The 19,142-nt window shown below is 34.4% G+C and carries 17 protein-coding genes, 2 pseudogenes and 1 other annotated feature; of the genes and pseudogenes, 1 reads left to right on the top strand and 18 read right to left on the bottom strand.

What is annotated here, in order from left to right; translation table 11 throughout:
• Positions 1-4: 4 nt before the first annotated feature.
• The 11 genes from BHY08_RS02310 to BHY08_RS11140 all read right to left on the bottom strand — a co-directional run bounded on the left by BHY08_RS02310 (position 5) and on the right by BHY08_RS11140 (position 10,345).
• Positions 5-784 carry a PhnE/PtxC family ABC transporter permease gene (locus tag BHY08_RS02310; RefSeq protein WP_245729991.1) on the bottom strand — a complete coding sequence of 260 codons (780 nt, stop codon included), beginning with the start codon at positions 782-784 and terminating at the stop codon, positions 5-7.
• Positions 785-797: 13 nt separating this feature from the next.
• Entirely contained in the window at positions 798-1,589 is a 792-nt protein-coding gene (phnE, locus tag BHY08_RS02305; protein WP_071456331.1) for a phosphonate ABC transporter, permease protein PhnE, read from the bottom strand.
• The gene (phnC, locus tag BHY08_RS02300) at positions 1,582-2,397 is read right to left on the bottom strand and encodes a phosphonate ABC transporter ATP-binding protein (protein ID WP_071456330.1); all 816 of its coding nucleotides are present in this window, start codon (positions 2,395-2,397) and stop codon (positions 1,582-1,584) included. Before phnC ends, phnE begins: the two co-directional genes overlap by 8 nt.
• 4 nt (positions 2,398-2,401) lie before the next feature.
• The gene (locus BHY08_RS02295; protein ID WP_071456329.1) at positions 2,402-3,313 is read right to left on the bottom strand and encodes a phosphate/phosphite/phosphonate ABC transporter substrate-binding protein; all 912 of its coding nucleotides are present in this window, start codon (positions 3,311-3,313) and stop codon (positions 2,402-2,404) included.
• A gap of 237 nt (positions 3,314-3,550) precedes the next feature.
• Complete coding sequence (locus tag BHY08_RS02290; protein ID WP_071456328.1) at positions 3,551-4,756, bottom strand: M20 family metallopeptidase; 1,206 nt, start codon at positions 4,754-4,756, stop codon at positions 3,551-3,553.
• Between the two features lie 24 nt (positions 4,757-4,780).
• On the bottom strand, positions 4,781-5,629 hold the full coding sequence (locus tag BHY08_RS02285; RefSeq protein ID WP_071456327.1) for a MetQ/NlpA family ABC transporter substrate-binding protein: 849 nt from the start codon (positions 5,627-5,629) through the stop codon (positions 4,781-4,783).
• A gap of 21 nt (positions 5,630-5,650) precedes the next feature.
• Positions 5,651-6,331, bottom strand: a complete 681-nt coding sequence (locus BHY08_RS02280; RefSeq protein ID WP_071456326.1) for a methionine ABC transporter permease — start codon at positions 6,329-6,331, stop codon at positions 5,651-5,653.
• Positions 6,315-7,394, bottom strand: a complete 1,080-nt coding sequence (locus BHY08_RS02275; protein WP_071456325.1) for a methionine ABC transporter ATP-binding protein — start codon at positions 7,392-7,394, stop codon at positions 6,315-6,317. Before BHY08_RS02275 ends, BHY08_RS02280 begins: the two co-directional genes overlap by 17 nt.
• 343 nt (positions 7,395-7,737) lie before the next feature.
• Positions 7,738-7,970 (bottom strand) — a binding site (T-box leader).
• A gap of 70 nt (positions 7,971-8,040) precedes the next feature.
• Complete coding sequence (locus tag BHY08_RS02270; RefSeq protein WP_071456324.1) at positions 8,041-9,051, bottom strand: branched-chain amino acid aminotransferase; 1,011 nt, start codon at positions 9,049-9,051, stop codon at positions 8,041-8,043.
• 128 nt (positions 9,052-9,179) lie between these two features.
• Complete coding sequence (locus tag BHY08_RS11145; protein WP_211267911.1) at positions 9,180-9,848, bottom strand: MFS transporter; 669 nt, start codon at positions 9,846-9,848, stop codon at positions 9,180-9,182.
• A gap of 2 nt (positions 9,849-9,850) precedes the next feature.
• Complete coding sequence (locus BHY08_RS11140; RefSeq protein ID WP_211267910.1) at positions 9,851-10,345, bottom strand: MFS transporter; 495 nt, start codon at positions 10,343-10,345, stop codon at positions 9,851-9,853.
• A 185-nt stretch (positions 10,346-10,530) separates the two neighbouring features.
• On the opposite strand from BHY08_RS11140, the gene BHY08_RS02260 reads away from it, so the two are divergent.
• A complete protein-coding gene (locus BHY08_RS02260; protein WP_071456323.1) occupies positions 10,531-11,949 on the top strand; it encodes an MFS transporter in 1,419 nt (472 codons plus the stop codon).
• A 45-nt stretch (positions 11,950-11,994) separates the two neighbouring features.
• On the opposite strand, the gene truA is transcribed toward BHY08_RS02260, so the two are convergent.
• The 7 genes and pseudogenes from truA to BHY08_RS02225 form a co-directional block, all read right to left on the bottom strand.
• Positions 11,995-12,732, bottom strand: a complete 738-nt coding sequence (gene truA / locus BHY08_RS02255; RefSeq protein ID WP_071456322.1) for a tRNA pseudouridine(38-40) synthase TruA — start codon at positions 12,730-12,732, stop codon at positions 11,995-11,997.
• Positions 12,733-13,165: 433 nt separating this feature from the next.
• Positions 13,166-14,158, bottom strand: a complete 993-nt coding sequence (locus BHY08_RS02245) for a LacI family DNA-binding transcriptional regulator (protein ID WP_071456320.1) — start codon at positions 14,156-14,158, stop codon at positions 13,166-13,168.
• A gap of 87 nt (positions 14,159-14,245) precedes the next feature.
• Complete coding sequence (gene scrK / locus BHY08_RS02240; RefSeq protein WP_071456319.1) at positions 14,246-15,118, bottom strand: fructokinase ScrK; 873 nt, start codon at positions 15,116-15,118, stop codon at positions 14,246-14,248.
• A gap of 12 nt (positions 15,119-15,130) precedes the next feature.
• The gene (locus BHY08_RS02235) at positions 15,131-16,561 is read right to left on the bottom strand and encodes a glycoside hydrolase family 32 protein (RefSeq protein ID WP_071456318.1); all 1,431 of its coding nucleotides are present in this window, start codon (positions 16,559-16,561) and stop codon (positions 15,131-15,133) included.
• A gap of 42 nt (positions 16,562-16,603) precedes the next feature.
• Positions 16,604-17,881 carry an MFS transporter gene (locus BHY08_RS02230; RefSeq protein WP_071456317.1) on the bottom strand — a complete coding sequence of 426 codons (1,278 nt, stop codon included), beginning with the start codon at positions 17,879-17,881 and terminating at the stop codon, positions 16,604-16,606.
• A gap of 157 nt (positions 17,882-18,038) precedes the next feature.
• Positions 18,039-18,267 (bottom strand): annotated as a pseudogene (locus BHY08_RS11230) (IS30 family transposase); the annotation flags it as partial.
• A pseudogene (locus BHY08_RS02225) lies at positions 18,231-19,109 on the bottom strand (ROK family protein). The pseudogenes BHY08_RS11230 and BHY08_RS02225, both read right to left, overlap by 37 nt.
• Positions 19,110-19,142 lie beyond the last annotated feature (33 nt).

Genomic DNA, 19,142 nt, shown 5'->3' with positions numbered 1-19,142 from the left:
TCCTTTAAATTGCTTTTTTCGCTCGTGTTGCAAACATTTCTACAGCAAACATTGTACTGAAGATAACTAACACGATAAATGTGATTCTTCCATAATCATAGCTACTGATTGCTCGAGTTAGTAACGTCCCAATCCCTCCAGCACCTACCATCCCGAGTGAAATAGATTCTGCTACGTTTCCTTCAACACGGATGGCTAACCAGTTTAAAAATAACTTGGAAACATTTGGTAAAATCCCTTCTTGAATTAATTGGAACCAGTTTGCTCCAGTTGATTTCATGGTTTCAATCACTTGTGCTGGAACTTCTTCGATACTACTAATAAATGATTTTGTTAAATAACCAACTGTCGGGAACATCATCCCGATAATTCCAGCAAGTGAACCAAATCCTAAACTGGCAACAATCATTAAAATCCAAACAAGTGATGGAATCGCACGAATCACCGACATGATTCCTTTAATTACTGCCGATAAAAATGGTAATGGTGAGATATTATCTGCCCCTAAACAAGCTAAGATAAATGAAATTATCGCTCCTAAAACAAGTGATGCTACTGCCATTGACAATGACAATAATAGTTCTGAAAATACTGTTCCTAAATCAGAAGTATCTATTGTAAGAAAGTGTTTGATTACTTCACCTGATTGTTCAAATCTGGACATGAATGTTGCCATATCTAAATTTAAAAAACTGACACTCACAATAAATAGTAAAATTGCTCCTATAGTAATAAAAATAGTTCGAATTCTATCATTCTTTTGTGTTAATGGAATATCTTTCACTGTCGTAATCCTCCTATAAAATCCATTTTCGTAGTTTATTTACAACAAATTCTGTCAATAATACTAAGATAACTAAGATTAAAATTAAAGCCATCGCTTCTTTGTATTTAAATAGTCGGATATTTGTTTGAATCATGATACCAATACCACCAGCACCCACCATTCCTAAAATAGCTGATGCACGAATATTAATTTCAAAAGAGAAAAATGTCCAGTTAATCCATGAAGGGAAAAACGCTGGAATAATTCCATGAACCAATAACTGAGCAGGAGATGCACCAGTCGCTTTTAATGCTTCTAATTTACTATCAGCAATATTGTTCATCTCTTCAGTATAAGACCTAGTTAAAAATCCAAATGTCGCAATAATTAACGCTAGTAAACCGACCATATTCCCTATCCCAAAAATATACACAAGCAAAGATGCCCATACTAAAACTGGAATATTACGGATGAACGATACAATAAATCGTATGATGATTCTTACTGGTGCAAATGGGTTGATTGATTCAGCCATCAATAACCCAAAAACAAATGATAAAATAGCAGAAATATATGTACCGACAACTGCAAATAATAATGTTTCGATTATCAATGACACATAACTCGAAAAGCCAGTGAAATTTGGTGGAAAAAAATTCTCACCAAAGAACGAAAACACACTAGGTAACGTGACAAATGGTGTTAATGGATTCACTTTTAAATAGATAAAAGAATACGCCACAACGGCAAATAACAACACATCTGTAATTCTTCTTTTTATGCTCTTTTGTTGACTTAAAGCAATTGTTGCTGGACTATCCATATACTTGACCCTCCTCCTGAGACATTGACACTACAGGGATACTCTTAATTTTTCCAGCTTGAGATAATTCATTATTGTAGATTGTTTCAATCATGTCATCAGTTAACTCAGACGGTTTACCATCAAACACAATCTCACCTTTTCTTACACCAATAATACGAGTCGCAAATTTTTTCGCAACGTCAACTTGATGCAAGTTTACAATTGTTGTTACTCCTTTTGATTCTGTAATATCTTTTAATTGCCTCATAACTACATCAGATGATTTGGGATCAAGAGACGCGATTGGTTCATCAGCTAAAATCAATGCAGGATTTTGCATTAAGGCACGACAAATTCCAACACGTTGCATCTGTCCACCTGACAATTCATCTGCACGTTTGTATGCTTGATCTTCTAATCCAACTTGTTTTAATAAATCCATTGCTGTATTTCTATCTTCTTGAGAGTAACGACCAAATGCACTAGTAAAAAATGATACTTGACCAAGTTTTCCGTGAAGCACATTTTTTAAAACATTTGTGCGTTCAATCAAATTATAGTGTTGAAAAATCATCCCGATATGTGAACGTAATCGTCTTAGTTCTTTTCCTTTTGCACTTGAAATTGATTGGCCTTTAAAAATGACATCACCTGATGTTGGTGCAACAAGTTGATTAATAATACGAATTAATGTTGATTTACCTGCACCAGAAGGGCCAATGATTACGACAAATTCACCTTCATCAATTGACAATGAGACATTGTTTAATGCTTTTTGTCCAGCTTTATACTCTTTATTTACGTTTTTAATTTCTAATAAAGTCATTTTTTTACTCCCCTTCTATGCCTAATACTTTGGTAATATCCTTCACACCTTCGTAATCATCATCTTTTGCCTCAACAAATCGAATTGATCCATCTTTATAGAATGCTTTAAAATATTCTTCATCATCATAATTTAAATAAAAATCTTTGATTTTTTTCTTTAGTTCTTCAGGTAATTCTGAGCGAATAACATATGCTGCATTTGGGATTTCTTGTGTTTCATCAACTACTTTTAACTCGTCTTTTTTCACTAACCCAGCATCATCCATACTTTGTAATACTTGGCTAGCAACTGCTGCTGCATCATAATCTCCTTTTGACACACCCATAACACTTGAATCATGTTTACCTGAATACGCAACTGTTTTAAAGAAATAATCTGGCTCTTCTAGTTTTGCTTGATCTAATTTTAATTTTGTTACTAATTGATATTTTGGATAAAGATATCCTGATGAAGATGCAGGATCAACAAATGCGAAGTTCGTTCCTTTCAAATCTTCTAATGAATTAATTTTGTCGTTATCTTTTTTAGTAATAAACACTGTACGATATGTTTCACTTCCTGGAGCTGTTGTTGTTACTAAAGGATCAATATCAACTCTTTGTTTTGCTTGAAAATAACTCATAGGTGACACAAGAAGCACGTCTAATTTTTTATTTTTCATGGCTTCAATTCCGACTGCATAATCCGCACCCTCCATAATTTCAACTGGAAGACCAATCGCTTCACTTAAATCTTTTTGGAATTTCTCATTTTTACCACCAGCTGCTGGATTGTTTTCATCTGGCATAGTAACAATCGTCACCTTGTCTGGCATACCATCCTCTTTTTTACTATCAGCTGAACTTGACCCACATGCTGTTAATAATCCTACTGATACTAATGCTGCCAAACCATAAAGTAATTTCTTTTTCATCTTAATATTTAACCCCCATATTTTTCTTTTACTAACGGGATTATATCTTTTTCATGTAAATTTCAAAGTCTTTTTTATGTAAAGTTTTTGTATAAACAAAAGAGTCTGACTCAAAAGTCTTAAGAATAGAAAGATCCCATGAAACCAGCTTATTAAACACTGACTTCATGGGATTTCTATTTTGTTAGTTTAGTGATTTTCATTTAAAAAGCTACTTTTGGGGCAGCCTCTATAGAATTAATTCCCTTTTATTTTTTGTTCTTTGTGTTCTTCTTTTATTTTATTTAGTAACTCTTCATCTAATAATAAATCCAGTGCTGTTTCAGCTAATAACTCTGCTGAAATTCCTATAGAATCTAATCCCTTTTCACTTTTAGCTGCTTCTCTAAATTCTTCAGAGTGACCTGCAATATATTCATTAGATATAGAGACAGTTGGTTGAATCGTTGGAATAACTTGGCTCACATTCCCAACATCTGAAGAACCAAGATTCTGCCTTTCACCACTATATACTTCTTCTTCTGGAATACCAATTTTTTCAAAATGACTAACAAACACCTCATCAAATGCTGGTGTCACAATGATGTCATCTACCCCATTTTGAAACAAACCAAATTTATAATCAGTACCTGTTGCAAGTGCTGCACCCTTAATCACATTCTCAACTTTTTTGTAAACATCGTCTAAAGTGGCTCTGTTAGAAGCTCTTAGGTAAAATCGACCCGAAGCATACTCTGGTACAACATTTGCAGCCACGCCACCATTTGTGATAATACCATGGATATTCACATCCTTTGGTAAATGAAGTCTTAATGCATTGATACCATTAAATACTTGAATTAAGGCTTCTAATGCATTCACCCCTTTATCAGGAGCAGCTGCAGCATGTGAGGCAATCCCGAAAAACTCAACATCTACTGGATCGTTGGCTAATCCTAATGCTGTTTTTCCATATTTATGCGCTGGATGAACACAAAGAGCTGCATCAACATCATCAAAAAATCCTTCCCTTACAAAACTACCTTTAGCTGACCCATTTTCCCCACCTTCTTCACCAGGTGTTCCATATACTCTTATTTCTCCACCAACTTCATCTACCACTTGTTTTAACGCACTAGCAGCTAGCGCGGAATAATTTCCAAATAGATTGTGCCCACAAGCATGACCAATACCAGGTAAAGCATCGTACTCTGCTAAAAATGCTAATGTTGGACCATCTTTTTTAGATTTATAACGTGCATCAAATCCCGTATGATGTCCTGCCACATCTTTTGTTACATCAAATCCTTCTTTTTTTAATTGATTGATTAATACATCTGATGAGTAAACTTCATAGTTACTGACTTCCGGATGAGCGTGTATGTCTAATGCTAGATCTTTATATATAGGTAATTGTTTTTTAATATAATTTTTTATAATTGCTGATTGTTCTGCTCTTGTCATAGTCCTTTTCTCCTTTAAGTATCTTTATTTTTTACCAAATGTATCCCAAGCTGGAATACTTGAGCCTTTAGATGTTTCTTCAATCACTTTTTTCGTATCTTCTGTTTGATAAGCATCTACTATTTTTTGGTATGTTTCATTATCTTCGTCTTCTTTTCTTGCCACAATAATATTGACATATGGTTTTGATGTATCGTCTACTGGTTCTAAGAATATCGCATCTTTCGTTGGATTGTATCCAGCATCTACTGCCACACCACTATTGATAATAGATGCTGCAACATCTTGTAAAGAACGAGGTGTTTGAGAAGCATCTAATTCTTCAATTTTTAAATTCAATTTATTCTCTGTAATATCACTCACTGTTGGTGATTGTTTTTTGGCTGGATCAACTTTGATTAACCCTGCTGTTTGAAGAAGTAATAACGCACGTCCCCCATTTGTTACATCATTTGGAATAGAGATTGTATCTCCATCTTTTAGTTCTTTAACATCTTTAATTTTTTCTGAATAGATTCCTAAAGGTGCATTCACTGTATTACCAATTGATACTAAATCTGTCCCATGTTCTTTATTAAAGTTATCTAAAAAGATTTGATGTTGGAATGAGTTTAAATCAATATCACCACTATCTAAAGCGACGTTTGGTTGACTGTAATCAGTAAATTTTACATATTCTAAATTAATGCCTTCATCTTTTAATCTCTTTTGTACATTATCCCAAACATCTGTGTCTGATCCGACAACACCTAATTTCACTGTCTCTTCTTTTCCGTCTGTTGACTTAGATGTTGCCCCTTTATTCCCTGAACCACACCCTGTAATAACTAATAATACTGCAACTGCTACGATATATCCGACAAATTTTTTCATATTTCATTCTCCTTTTGATTGTTAATGGCTTATTTTTTTTATGATAAAGTTACTAATTCCCTGACAAATAAATACAATTAATAAAATAATAATCAATGATGCCCAAGTGACATCACTTTGAAATCTATTATGACCTCTTGATATGGCTAGATTTCCTAACCCTCCAGCCCCAACTGCTCCCGCCATCGCTGTTAACCCAATCACATTGATGATCGTGAGAGCTGAAACTCTGACAATGCCTGGTAAGCCTTCTTTTAAATACACTCTAAAAATAATTCCTAAAGGACTTGTTCCCATTGCTTCAGCCGCCTCAATAACTCCCGGGTCAACTTCGAGTAACGCGACTTCAATCTGTCTTGCAAAAAATGGGACAACTCCTGCAACAAGTGGTACAAGTGCTGCTGTTGCGCCAATTGTTGTTCCTGCAATGACACGTGTCACAACATTTAATAAAGCCAGTAAGATGATAAATGGTATAGAACGAACCACATTCACAATTTTATCTAATAGGTGATACAAATATTTTTGTTCTAATAATCCACCTGGTCGAGTGACGACTAAAACAACACCAAATACCAAACCAAATATTCCCGCAATAATGGCTGTCCAAAACGACATGTATAATGTTTCTATAGTCGCTTGCTTAAATTCATCTGGAATTTGACTCACATTTGGTAGATACTTTTCAATTAACCCTTGCATAATGATTCACTCCTTCCACTTCAACTGGCTCATCTGCTTTAACGATTGTAATTTTCACGCCTTCAGCAATAAGATACGCTACTGCTTCTTGTCGTTTATCAATGTCACCTGATAAACTGACCACTAAGCTTCCCAATGGAACATCTTGAATAATTTCAACATTTCCATAAAGAATATTGGCTGATACTTGGAAACGACTGTACAGTTGTGAAATTAATGCTTCATTGGTTTGACTTCCTATATAAGATAATTCAATTAGCCAAACATCGTTGGATGAATCAATAAATGATTTACTATTCAATATCGTTTCTAGGGCTTGATCAATATGTGAAGCTGTTCGAATAAATGTCTGAGTCAATTCTTTTTCCGCTTGGCTGAATAACGTGACACTGTCTCCTTTTTCAACAATCTCGCCATTTTCCATTACTGCGACTTTATTACATATTTCTTTAACCACTTGCATTTCGTGGGTAATAAGTACAATGGTTAAATTTAACCGTTTATTCAATTCTTTTAATAGGGATAAAATCTGTAATGTTGTTTTTGGATCAAGAGCACTTGTTGCTTCATCACATAAAAGAATTTCTGGGTCATTTACTAAAGCTCTTGCAATAGCAACACGTTGTTTTTGACCTCCTGACAATTGGCTTGGATACGCGTCATGTTTATCAGATAAACCAACTAATTCTAATAATTCTGTTACTTTTTCTTTTCTCTCTTGTTTTGATTTTCCTGAATACTTTAGCGAAAAATCAACATTATCAAAAATAGTACGACTTGCCATTAGATTAAAATGTTGGAAAATCATCCCAATGGACTGTCTCTTCCTTCTTAAATCTTTTCCCTTTAAATTCGTGATATTTTCTCCTTTTATAATGACCTCACCTGATGTCGGTCGTTGTAATAAATTAATCACTCTCACTAACGTACTTTTTCCTGCACCAGAAAAACCGACAATGCCATAGATATCGCCTTTATCTATAGTTAGATTAACATCTTTGACAGCATTAATTTGTCTGTCTGGTTGATGGAATGTTACTGATATATCTTTCAACTCAATCATTTTATTTCCTCCAAATTCATTTATAAAAAAACATCCTCAAGAAAACAAACCCTGTCATTTGTTTTCTTGAGGACGCTTGTGCGTGTTACCACCTCTAATTTGACTAATTCTCACAAATTAATCCTTATCAAGTACTATCATACTCTAGCAAGTTAACGGTTGCGCTCGTTGCATTCTTACAATGTTTTGCTCGAATCCAAATTACTCAATGGCCATTTTCAGTTACATCATTTTTCCTCTTCTCAGCTAATCGAGGTTCTCTGTAAAAAATAAAAATCAACCTACTTACCATATCATCGTATGTCTATAAAAATAAAAAAGCCCCTTTACATAGTGAACTATGTAAAAGGACGAGTTATCGTGTTACCACCTTAGTTTAGAAGAATTTATTCTTCCCTTAGCCCGACAAAAAATCTATCGGCGTTTCTTTTAACGGTGAAACAATCTCCGAGAATACCTACTTATCGATATCCTTTCCTCATAGGCCATTTTCTACTTATCTGAACTTAACTCTTTTCACCAACCAGAGTCTCTCTAAAAAGCATCAAAGTATACTTTCCTAATCAACAGAACGTTATTTATCTATGGTTATAAATTTACATGATTTAACTCATGATGTCAACACTATTTTTTAATCTTTTTCTAATTATACTTTTGTAATCCATCCTTCTGGTGCGTCAATATCTCCAAATTGGATTCCTACTAATTCATCATATAACTTTTTAGTTACTGGACCAACTTCTGTTTCAGAATAAAACACATGGAAGTCATCTCCAACTTGTATACCGCCTATTGGTGAGATAACTGCTGCTGTTCCACAAGCTCCTGCTTCTTTAAAGTTATCTAAATCTTTGAGATATACATCTCCCTCACTCGTCTTTAAACCCAATCTTTCTTTTGCAAGGTACAATAAAGAATACTTTGTAATACTTGGTAAGATAGATGGAGAGTATGGTGTGACAAACTCATCATCTTTTGTTATACCAAAGAAGTTTGCTGAACCAACTTCTTCGATTTTTGTATGCGTTGCTGGATCAAGATAAATACAATCTGAAAAGTTTCGCTCTTTTGCGATTTTCCCTGGGTATAAACTCGCTGCGTAATTTCCCCCAACTTTTACTGCCCCTGTCCCTTGAGGTGCCGCTCTATCATAATCAGAAATGATAAAGTTTGTCGGTTTTAGTCCTCCCTTAAAGTAAGGTCCTACTGGCATACAAAATACCGTGAACAAATACTCAGGTGCAGGGCCCACGCCAATATAATCACCTGTCCCAATTAATAATGGTCGCAAATAAAGTGTCGCTCCACTATCATATGGTGGACAAAACTCTTCATTAGCTTTCACTACTTGTTTTACAGCATCGATAAACATCTCTTCTGGTACTTCAGGCATCATCAAACGTCTTGCACTAACCTGCATTCGTTTGGCATTCTCATCTACTCTGAATAAATTAATTGAGTTGTCTTTACAACGATAAGCTTTTAATCCTTCAAAACACTGTTGTCCATAATGAAGTGCGGTTGAGCCTTCACTAATATGTAACATATTATCCTCAGTTAACTCTCCCTTAGACCACTCGCCGTCTTTCCAATATGAAATATATCTAAATGGTGTTTTGATATAATCGAACCCTAAATTATTCCAATCTAATGCCATACAACGCACTCCCCTTCTCATTTTTTTCTAATTTTACCACATCTTACTGTCTATCACTATCCTTTTTGAATTATTTATATATAAACAATTTTGAAAACAGATTATCAAACATATCAATATAAAACGTATTATTTAATCGCTCTATTTTTTGCTGAATTTAACCCAACAAATAATAATAAGACTGTCATGACTAACAAAATAATGAGAGACGTTTTCCATGTATTCGTAACATCATGTAAAAAACCAAATAAAAAGGGGCCAGTTGCAGCTAGTAGATAACCGACAGATTGAGCCATACCTGATAATTCAGCAGCTTGTTTGGCACTCGTTGTTCGTAAATTGAAAAACATCATAGATAAACTAAATGCTATCCCTCCAGCGACACCGATCCCCATAATTGAAAACGTCGCAATCGTCATATTATTTCCCATAAACCCTACAATACCTGAAGCAAATAATAAAAAGGCTACCCACACAAAACTTTTTTGATTCGGCCTTTTTTCGGCAATAATTGGCACATTAAAGGTGACTGGTAATAGTGTCATTTGTAATAATGACAACATTCCACCAGCTTGTGCAGTTGATAATCCTTTATCTACTAACATTTCTGGCATCCAAGCGACTAATACGTAAAAAATAAATGATTGAATTCCCATAAACAATGTTACTGACCAAGCTAATGATGATGTCCAAATAGATGAATTTTCTTCTGGTTTTATTTCAGTGACATCTTTATCGGGACGCTTTAATTGAGGAAGCCAAAAAATAAATGCTATAAGTGCTAATACTGACGACACTCCTAAAGCAACGTTCCAATCAAGACCCACTTTTTTACTAATGGGATACTAATATCAGATGCAATCGCTCCTGTTAAATTCATACTAACTGAATAAATTCCTGTTACTAAGCCACTTTTATCAGGAAACTCTTTTTTAACAATCCCTGGAATCAATACATTACAAATCGCAATAGCAGCACCAAGTAAAGTTGTTCCTAAAAATAAAAATACTAATTGAGGTATTGCTCTTGGAAACATCCCTACAATCAATACCATCAACGTACCAAAAATAGTTCGCTCAATCGTCCATTTATTGGCTAATTTTGGTGCTATCGGTGAAATAATAGCAAAAGCCATTAGTGGTATCGTCGTAATCAACTCAGCTTGCCCACCTGATAAGGATAATTTTTCTGAAATAATGCCGACTAAAGGACCGACTGAAGTGATAGGCGATCGTAAATTCATCGCCACAAATATTATCCCCAACAACAACGCACTATTTATCTTTCTCTCCATCATGGTTCTCCTTAAACCCAAAAAGCATGAGGCTGACCCAAAAGTCTCATTCTGTTTAAATAAAATATTCCCCCAAAAATAAAAGTTTGTAGTAAGATAGTTAAGTGGATAATGAATGTGTTTAATTGTTGTCACAAATTAGTTTAAAAAGAACGACTATTTTATATTTATCGGAGGAATGATTTATGGATACAACAAATCAAACACTAAATAAAAATAGATGGCTAGTATTAGTCGCTATTGGTTTATTTACCTTTATGTCAACACTTGACGGAAGTATTGTCAATATTGCATTACCTGTCATGTCAAAAGACATGCGGATTCCTATGAACCAAACAGAATGGATTGTTTCAATTTATTTAATGACCGTCTGTGCGTGCCTTCCCTTATTCGGGAAAATTGGGGATAGTATAGGGAAAATCAAAATTTTCCGTATCGGGACATTAACTTTTGTTATAGGATCATTACTCTGTGGTGTCACACATACATTTGAGTTATTACTGTTCTCTCGTATTATTCAAGCAATTGGAGCAAGCATGACCATGTCAACAAACACTGGCATCATTACAGAAGTTTTTCCTATCAGCGAGCGTGGGCGTGCATTGGGAATGATTGGGGCTTTTGTTTCACTTGGGTCTATTATGGGGCCAGGATTAGGTGGTGTCATTTTAGCTAAATTCACCTGGGAATATATTTTTCTAATTAATGTTCCTGTCGGGCTGCTTACGATTATTCTTGGACAAAAAGTATTACCAAAAGACTCAACTAAATCAGGGAATCCAATTGATTTTCTTGGATTCTTATTATTTGCCGCAACCATTCTCACGTTATTTGGTGGAATTTTTATTGGGCAAGAACTTGGTTATGTCCATACTCTGCCAATCATTTTAATCATCATCGCACTCATGTCAATGATTCTTTTCTACCGTGTCGAAATAAACAGAGATAACCCTTTAATCCAGTTTTCATTATTCAAAAATAAAGTATTCACTCTAAGTTTATTGACAGCATCGATGATATTTGTCACAAACTTTTTCACTAATGTTGTGATTCCATTTTATTTACAAAATACACGAGGTTATTCTGCAAGTTTCTCAGGGCTACTTATGATGGTTATTCCTTTTACCATGATAGTTGGTTCACCTGTAAGTGGATATATCACGGATAAAATTGGTGCCAAGTTATTAACCTTTGTTGGACTTATCTTAATCACTATATCGCAAGTCCTTTATTTAGTATTAGGACAACAGACATCGCTTATCTTTTTTGTTTTTGCATCTATCTTTGTCGGATTAGGTAATGCTTTATTCCAAGCACCTAACAATACACTCGTCATGAGTAACGTCGAGAAAAAAGATTTAGGGGTCGCTGGTAGTTTAAACTCACTGGCTAGAAACCTAGGTATGGTTATTGGGATATCTCTTTCCACCACTGTCTTATATGCAGCCATGAGTCATAATTATGGACAAAAAGTCACTACCTATATTTCTGGTCGTCCAGATGTCTTTATTTATGGCATGCATGCTGTTTACATGACCTCTTTTGTAATTTGTTTAATTGCAACCATTTTGACTGGTATTCGATTTTTCAAAAAAATTAACTAAAAAGACGTATCTATGCTAGTCATAGTTACGCCTTTTTTCATTTATTTAATAAAATACTTCATCTAAGAATAGTCCTTGTGCTGGAACCGTGTCTCCAGCGTTACTTCTGATTTTCGTATCAAATACTTGGTCAATATCCTCTAATGACATTTTTCCTGTTCCCACATCCAGTAACGTGCCCATCATAATACGAACCATCTTATGTAAAAAACCATCTCCAACAAAGGTAAAATGAAGAATAGCGCCTTCTTGTTTAACAGATAATTCAGTAATCGTGCGTGTCGTTGATTTTTTCGTTTTCTTTAATGCTGAAAATCCACGGAAATCGTGTGTGCCTGTTAATTTCTCACAAGCTAATTCAACTTTTTCCATGTCTAACTTTTCAGGAACATGCATACTATAGTTTTTATAGAAAGCTGACGGAATACACTGATTCCAAACATAGTAACTATATTGTTTTCCTTTCGCATTATATCTTGAATGAAATCTTTCAGGCATCTCTTCAAGTTGTGTTACAACAATATCTTGAGGCAAATATTGGTGAAAGAAATCCAACATATCATCTAATGATAAATCAGATTCTGTTTTAAAGTTTGCTACCTGCCCTTTTGCGTGTGTCCCAGCATCTGTTCTACCAGACCCGACAATTTCAAGTTTTTCACCGGTCATTTGATGAATAATATTTTCTATTTTCCCTTGAATTGTTTTGTCTGAATCACCTAATCGTTGCCAACCTTGGTATCTTTTTCCATCATACTCTATTGTCATCTTTATATTTCTCATGATTATTTATTAATCTCCTTTATAACTGTCATACCTTGTCTATCATGACATAATTTCACTCATTATAAAAGAGCATTTAATTTAGTTTTATAAGTCTCTATATCGTCATTTGTTAATTTAAGAGGAAAATCGGATTGTCTTTCCCTCAATAATTTTATAAACCAATCTGTCACTTGTTGAAAATCATAAAGAGACATTTTAAATTTCAGTTCATTTAATAGAGCGGTCCAAAAATTTTTTATTACGCTCTGAAGCATGGCTATACATCGTTTTAGGCTCAATTTTTTATCTTGTTTCAACCATAATTGATATTGCCACTTCTCTTATCATACCACCAGTGATTGTAGTCCTTATACTGCCTCCCGTGATTATTTCTACTGCATTTTTTACAGCTTTACGCTTTTTAAATGCAAAATAAAAAGACATCCCTCTATTAATGAATGTCTTTTTTTGACGTCTTACCTTCCCATAGCGTAACTGGTAAAATGTATTCATGTTCTGTTTCTTTTTTGTTGATTCGTTTCATTAATATACTGATAGCCATCTCTGCCATCTCATCAATCGGTTGCACAATTGTTGTTAAATCCGGCAAAATACTACGAGTCATAATCGTTCCATCATAACCAACTAATAATAAATCCTCTGGTACACGAATCCCTTTTTCTTTTGCTATTTGTAAAATCAATGCCGCATCCATATCATTTGAGGCAAATATTCCATCAACATCAGGGTATGTTTCAAATAATTGATAAAAAATATCTTTTTTCTCTTGATACGGTATATTAAAATCAACTGTTACTGTTTGCGGTGACAAACCATGTGCTGTCATTGTATCCTCATAAGCTTCACGACGTCTTTTAGCTGGCGTTTCTAATTCAACAGGACCATTAGTATGAATGATATGTTTAGCTCCTTGTTCTATTAAAACTGTTGTTGCTAATTTTCCACCTTGATAATTATCAGACTCAATCACAGGAATATCTTCATTCATCACACGATCTATCGCAACAATCGGTAAGTTTTGGTATTTGTATTCTTGAATACCTTGATTATGCGTTCCAACAATCAAACCATCTACTTGTTCCGATAATAATTGATTCAAATAATCAGACTCTTTTTTGGTATTATTCATTGAGTTACCTATCAAAACTTTGTACCCATCTTCATACAACTTTTTCTCAAGTGCTTCAACTAATTCACCAAAGAATGGATTGGCAACAGTTGGAAAGACTAGTCCAATAATATTTGTTTTTTTATTATACAATTGTCTTGCCACAACGTTTGGCTGATAATTTAATTCCTCCATAGCCTCGTGCACTCTATCAATGGTTTTCTGGCTTAAATACCCTCTATTATTTAATACCCTTGATACAGTAGTTTTTGATACATTTGCTCTTTTGGCTACATCTTCTAACTTTGGTCTCATAAAACTACCCCTCATCATTATTCTCTGTCTAGAATAGCATAAAAAAGGCCTTTATAACAATTCATTATAAAAGCCTTTTTACTAGTATTATTCTTGTAATTGGATTAATCCTAAAGCAAAGTTACCCAATGTTGCTGAGCCATTATTTTTAATTAATGGTCGAGTAATGTATTTGTCTAGAGGTGGTAATTCAACATAATCATTTAAGAGTTCAGCCACATTTTGACGAACTTTTTCAAGTAATGTTTCATTTGCCACACTTCCGCCAAATACGATTTTATCTGGGCGAATAATCAAGGTTGTTTGAATCACTGCTTGTGCTAGATAATAAGCCATAATATCCCACACTGGATCAGTCAATGGCACTGTTTCACCTTTTTGACCAAGACGCGCTTCAAATGTTGGACCAGAAACTAAACCTTCTAAACAGTCACCATGGTATGGACAGATACCTTTAAACTCTAAATCATCCGGATGACGTTTTACAAATGTATGCCCCATCTCTGGATGTCCTGCTTCACCTAGAAGTTCACCATTAATAACTGCACCACCACCGACACCCGTTCCGACAGTGTAATAAACCAACGAATTAATTTTTTCATTTGATAAAGTCGACATAATGTATTCACCATATGCTGACCCATTAACATCTGTTGTCCAAGACATTGGCACATCTAATTCTTTCTGTAAATAACCTAGAACATCAACATTTTTCCAACCTGGTTTTGGTGTAGTTGTAATATAGCCAGATTTAGGTGAATGTTTTCTGATTTCAATTGGTCCAAATGATGCTACTCCAAGTGCCTCAATATCAAACTGTTTAAAATACTCCACCGCCTGTTTTAATGTTTCTTCTGGTGTCGTTGTCGGAAACGTTATCTGGTCTTTTACTCGGTAATCTTCATCACCTACTGCACAGACAAATTTTGTTCCACCTGCTTCAATACTACCAATTAACACAATAAAACCTCCTTAGTTATAAGAAACTGCATTATCATCTAGTTGATAAACTGTATAAGAGATAGTTTCTTCTTCACTAACCGTCACACAAACATCTGTTTTTTCTCCTGTATAGAAACGTTCAGTAAACACAAGCTCCCCTTCATTAATGAAGATTTCAATCGAACTTGTATCAATAAACACTCGTAATGACAGCTTATCACATGGTTGAATTGTACCATATCTTAAGTCATCTTTGTCACTACGTTTTAAAATAAACTCATTCGTTGCTTTAGAATAGGTTAATAAAACTAATTCTTCATTAGATGTTTTTAACGAAAAGCTGACTTCTTCTTGATTAGTTCCTGTAAGAGGAATATCTATTAGCACTTCACTAGATGATGCATCTTCTGCTACTAATAATTCTTTAGCAACAACTGAAGAATCATTTGAAACTTCTTTTATTCTTAAGTCTTCTAATTCTTTTACAGGTGTCATATAAAGATGATCATTTTTTAATCTCAATTCACGTGGAATAGTCAACGCTCCAGCCCAACCATCTTCTTGTTCTGGAAGTAGGCTTTCCCACATATCCATCCATGCAATGACAATACGTCTGCCATCAGGTGCTTCAGTTGTTTGAGTTGCATAAAAATCATGACCCTTGTCTAATTCATGGAACTCTCCGCGTGTGAATGTTGCTGTTTTATAGTCATAATCACCAATGAAATAACCTGTTTGGAATAGATTTAAGTAATCTTTCCCTTGAGCATCTATCCCTTGTGGTGATAATAATAAGATGTCTTTTCCATCAAGATTGAAAAAGTCTGGGCATTCCCACATAAAGCCTTCTGTTTTTAATCCATTTGCTCTAGAAATAGGTCCTTCATATTCCCAATCCAATAAATCTTTAGATGAATAAACAATGGCCCTACCTAATCCATCTTCACCTTGACTACCTAAAATCATGTAATAAACACCATCTTTTTCCCAAACTTTAGGATCTCTAAAGTGATGTGTATTATCTCCGGGTTCTTTAGCAATGATAGGATTGTTTTCATATTTTGTAAAATGAATACCATCTGTACTGTAAGCCATATTTTGATTTTGCCAAAAATGATCTTTATCTCCATCACCATAATAATGATGTCCAGTATAGAATAAGTATAATACGCCATCTTTTTCGATTGCACTACCAGAGAAACAGCCATCCTCATCTTCTTTATCACCAGGTGTTAAAGCAATTGGTAGACTTTCCCAATGAACTAGATCTTTACTTCTTGCATGTCCCCAATGCATTGGGCCCCATTCAGCACTGTATGGGTAATGTTGATAAAACACATGATAGTACCCATCAAAGTAGCAAAAGCCATTTGGATCATTAATCCAACCGGACGGTGCAGCAACATGATATCCTAAGCGATAACGTGAATTAGTTAATTCGATTGGTTCTTTTTTTGTCATAATAAATCTCCTACTTTCTTTTATTTTATAATTATTTTTATATTAAGCTCTAACAAATGGATCTCCTTGCACATCTTGATCATCCTTTTTAATAATGAAGAAAGCATATACACCTGCGATAAGAACAATAAATGAAATAATTCTAAATGTTGATTGATAACCAACTGCGTCTCTTAAAATACCAAGTGGGGTAGATAAGATAACTTGTCCAACTTGTGCGGCAATTTGGAAGCCGATCATATAAAGTGTGGCAGATAACTTAGTATCAAAATGTAAGGTGAAGTAACGGAACATTGGTAAAATAAACATTGGTACTTCTAAAGCATGTAACATTTTAATACAAGAAACAGCAATTGGAGATGTTGTAAAACCACATAATCCAATACGAATACACATAATTGTCACACCACATAATAATGTATTTCTGACACCAATTTTTCTCATGATGATTGGGACAACTCCCAACATAATAGCTTCACAGAATACTTGAACAGCATTTAATGTTCCATACATTTTTTCCCCAGCAGCTGAAGTTGAAAATAAACTAGTGTAAAACCCTGGAAACATTTGTTGATCAAATACATTGTAAAAAGTCCAAGAAAAAACGATAAAAATAATAATTGCCCATAATTGTGGTAATTTTAATAAACCAAACATTTCTTTTAATGAAGGAACACTACTCGATTCAGCTTGTTTGTCTTCAAATTCTTTATTTGCTACTCTTTCAGCTTTTGGTTTCCAAAGTAATAAATTTAGTAATAATAATAATCCAAAGAATGAACCAGCCCAGAAGTTTAAGTTTGGATTTTGTACAAAAAGGAATCCAGCGAGTAATGCCACAACAGCATAACCAAATGATCCCCATGCTCTTGCTTGACCATATTCAAAATCAAACAAACGACTAAAACGTTCTGTTACTGCTTCAAAAATACCAACCGATGATAAGAATCCGGCTGATAATACCACTGCTCCAACAACAATACCTAAATTGAAATTATTTTCTAATAATGGTGCGTACACCCAGATAAAGAATGGGCCAACGAGTGCTGCAATAACTGCTGAAAAAATTAGCAATGTTCGTTTGATATATAATTTATCTTGCAATGTTCCATAGATAAACATGAATATCAATGTGACAAGTGAATTGGCTGAAAAGATAGTTCCGACAGCGCTACCACTCAATCCCAAACCATTAGATTCAGAAGTCAGCCATAGCTGGAAGAATGACCACCATACTCCCCATGATGCAAAAAATAGTAATAAGGTTAATGAACTTTGTAGATAAGATGGATTTTTAAATGACTCTTTAAATTTTAACATATCAGTTTCCCCCGATGATATTATAGTCTTCCGGTTATAGCAACCGGTTAACATTTTTTTAAAAAACGTTTTCTATATTTCAAAGTATAAATTAGATCCGCTTTCATGTCAACCGGATAACATAAACTGTTTTGTGAATTTTTTTAAATGTCATTTGTCAAATTAAGCTAAACAAAATATCGTTGTCTACATAACTCAAAAATTCTTCCGATGTTTTTTTTATAGTTTAATGATTGTCTAGGAATATTATTTTTTAAATCCGATAGATTGGATAAAAGATTCCTTAACTTCATTGAAACCCGTTTGTTCAGGTAATCCATCTTTACTTAATAACCATTATAACATTCATTTAAGATTCGTTTTGAAGGTATCCCTGAATCGAAAAATTTCCTAATGTGACAGACCCATTGTTTTTAATCAACGGTCTTATAATGTATTTATAAAGTCGTGGCAACTCAACATAATTATTCATAAATTCTTTCACATTGTCTCGAACTTTTTCAAGTAATATTTCATTTGAAAAACTTCCACCAAAAACAATTTTGTCTGGACGAATAATTAACGTAGTTTGCATCACCGCTTATGCTAAATAATAAGCCATAATATTCCACACCGAATTATTTAAAGGGACTGTTTCACCTTTCTTTCCTAGTCTTGCTTCAAAAGTTGGTCCTAACACGAGTCCTTCTAAGCAATCACAATGAAATGGACAGATTCCATCAAAATTAACATCACCTGGATGGCATTTCACGAACGTATGCCCCATCTTAGGATGCCAAGCGGAGCTAAGATTATCACCGTCAATCACAGCTACACCACCAACACCTATCCCAACAGTGTAATACACTATATAATTTATCTTTTCATTAGATAATGTTAACACAATATATTCCCCATAAGCCGAACCATTTACATCTGTAGCCCATGACATTGAGGCATCTGATTCTTTTTACAAATAAACGATGACATTTACATCTTGCCATTCTGGTTTTTGTGTGGTCGTTAAATACCCTGATTTTGGCGTAATGTTTTCTAATCTCAATTGGATCAAATGATGCGACACCTAAAGTATCATTTGATTCAATTGTTTGAAATAATCCACCGCTTTTTTCAGTGTCTCATCAGATATAGCTGTTGAAAATGTCACTTGATCTTGTACACGGTAATCTTCATCACCCACTGCACAAACAAATTTCGTTCCACCTACTTCAGTACTACCAATTAACACGATAAAACCTCCTCAGCTATGAGAAGACATACC

Source organism: Vagococcus teuberi (assembly GCF_001870205.1).
Taxonomy (GTDB): domain Bacteria; phylum Bacillota; class Bacilli; order Lactobacillales; family Vagococcaceae; genus Vagococcus; species Vagococcus teuberi.
Note: the sequence above shows the minus strand (reverse complement) of the source record. Positions and strands in the feature narration are given on the sequence as shown.

Coding starts and splice junctions, on each gene's coding strand:
- BHY08_RS02270 (WP_071456324.1), bottom strand. CDS start 9,051: ATGGCATTAGATTGGAATAATTTAGGGTTCGATTATATCAAAACACCA.
- BHY08_RS02285 (WP_071456327.1), bottom strand. CDS start 5,629: ATGAAAAAATTTGTCGGATATATCGTAGCAGTTGCAGTATTATTAGTT.
- truA (WP_071456322.1), bottom strand. CDS start 12,732: ATGAGAAATATAAAGATGACAATAGAGTATGATGGAAAAAGATACCAA.
- phnE (WP_071456331.1), bottom strand. CDS start 1,589: ATGGATAGTCCAGCAACAATTGCTTTAAGTCAACAAAAGAGCATAAAA.
- phnC (WP_071456330.1), bottom strand. CDS start 2,397: ATGACTTTATTAGAAATTAAAAACGTAAATAAAGAGTATAAAGCTGGA.
- BHY08_RS02290 (WP_071456328.1), bottom strand. CDS start 4,756: ATGACAAGAGCAGAACAATCAGCAATTATAAAAAATTATATTAAAAAA.
- BHY08_RS11140 (WP_211267910.1), bottom strand. CDS start 10,345: ATGGAGAGAAAGATAAATAGTGCGTTGTTGTTGGGGATAATATTTGTG.
- BHY08_RS02245 (WP_071456320.1), bottom strand. CDS start 14,158: ATGAGACCAAAGTTAGAAGATGTAGCCAAAAGAGCAAATGTATCAAAA.
- BHY08_RS02295 (WP_071456329.1), bottom strand. CDS start 3,313: ATGAAAAAGAAATTACTTTATGGTTTGGCAGCATTAGTATCAGTAGGA.
- BHY08_RS02280 (WP_071456326.1), bottom strand. CDS start 6,331: ATGCAAGGGTTAATTGAAAAGTATCTACCAAATGTGAGTCAAATTCCA.
- BHY08_RS02235 (WP_071456318.1), bottom strand. CDS start 16,561: ATGACAAAAAAAGAACCAATCGAATTAACTAATTCACGTTATCGCTTA.
- BHY08_RS02230 (WP_071456317.1), bottom strand. CDS start 17,881: ATGTTAAAATTTAAAGAGTCATTTAAAAATCCATCTTATCTACAAAGT.
- BHY08_RS02260 (WP_071456323.1), top strand. CDS start 10,531: ATGGATACAACAAATCAAACACTAAATAAAAATAGATGGCTAGTATTA.
- BHY08_RS02275 (WP_071456325.1), bottom strand. CDS start 7,394: ATGATTGAGTTGAAAGATATATCAGTAACATTCCATCAACCAGACAGA.